The 675-nt window shown below is 36.0% G+C and carries 1 protein-coding gene; it reads left to right on the top strand.

Going from position 1 to position 675, the window contains the following annotated elements; all coding sequences use genetic code 11:
• The coding region (locus A1D18_RS06780; RefSeq protein ID WP_171910790.1) for a hypothetical protein at positions 1–675 on the top strand (675 nt) is incomplete at both ends.

Here is a 675-nt window from a genome sequence, read left to right as displayed (position 1 = left end):
TCTAGAGGAGAAAAATTTTTTGAGTTTTTACTTAGCACACTTCATCTGGCTCCTTTAGAATATGTACAGCTTAAAGCCAATAATGGGCAATTAGTAGAACGTGCGATTAATTTTTTAAAAGATAACACCGCTATTCAGTGGTATATTTTTCCTGCTTTTACCTATGTAGAAGATTGCTGTAAAATACGGAAAGTTTATTTAAGTATAAAATTAAATTTTAAGCTTGACGATACAAACCCTGACCAACCTAAAGAGGGTGATTTATTTTGTTTATCAGCCGCCCCACCTCCTTACAATCCTAATGAAAATACCAAAAAGAAATATTATTCCTGTCATAAGACCTTAGGAGTGACCTATGCTTTAAACAGAACAGGAAATGTGACATTATTCGATTTAGGAGAAGGAGAGGACCAAGCCATTGCCTTCTCTAATTCACCCACATTATTTATCGTGAAAAACGGTAAAAAACAGTACATAGGGGGGGATAATGGGAATGTATTTGATTTGCAAGGAAATTCAATTACAGGTCGGCTTGAAGGTGGTAAGAAGACTAATATCTTGCTCCTGAATAAATTTAATCCTAAAGTCAGTGATTATGTATTGCTTGATGCCGATGGATTCTTATGCGGAAAAAACAAAGCCGCCATGCAATCGATTCCACCCTTTTGTGCGCCT

It is taken from the genome of Candidatus Rickettsiella isopodorum (genome assembly GCF_001881495.1).
Taxonomy (GTDB): domain Bacteria; phylum Pseudomonadota; class Gammaproteobacteria; order Diplorickettsiales; family Diplorickettsiaceae; genus Aquirickettsiella; species Aquirickettsiella isopodorum.
This window is presented reverse-complemented; position numbering and strand designations above follow the sequence as displayed.